The 508-nt window shown below is 75.8% G+C and carries 1 pseudogene; it reads right to left on the bottom strand.

Annotation, left to right across the window (positions count from 1 at the left end):
• Positions 1-508 (bottom strand): annotated as a pseudogene (locus GT042_RS37930) (DNA polymerase III subunit gamma and tau); the annotation flags it as partial.

Genomic DNA, 508 nt, shown 5'->3' with positions numbered 1-508 from the left:
AGCCGGATCCCGCGCCGGGCCCGGCGCCCGTGGCCGCGCCGGCGCCGTACCCGCCGCCGTTACCGCCGTACCCCCCGGCGCCGCCGGCGCCCGTACCGCCGCCGACACCTCCGCCGCCTCCGCCGCCGGAGCCGTACCCACCGCCGCTACCGCCACCACCGCCCGAGAGGGGCGGCCCGGCCGTACCACCCGACGGGTCGACGATGGCCTCGATCTTCCACTGGACGTTGAACTGCTCGGAGAGCGCCTGCTTGAGGACGTCCTCGCTGCCGCTGCTGGTGAAGTTGTCCCGGGCGCCGGCGTTGATGAAACCGATCTGGAGCGTCGTACCGTCGAAGCCCGCCACCTGCGCGTTCTGGCTGAGCAGGATCCAGGTGAAGCGGCGGCGGTTCTTCACGGCCTCCAGGATGTCCGGCCACATGTTCCGTACCTGCTGGGCGCCCTGCCCCGTGGCGGGCGCGGGCGCAGGGGAGCCCGGCGGCTGCCGCCCGCCGGCCCCCGAGGCGGC

The sequence above is a fragment of the Streptomyces sp. SID3212 genome, assembly GCF_009865405.1.
Taxonomy (GTDB): domain Bacteria; phylum Actinomycetota; class Actinomycetes; order Streptomycetales; family Streptomycetaceae; genus Streptomyces.
This window is presented reverse-complemented; position numbering and strand designations above follow the sequence as displayed.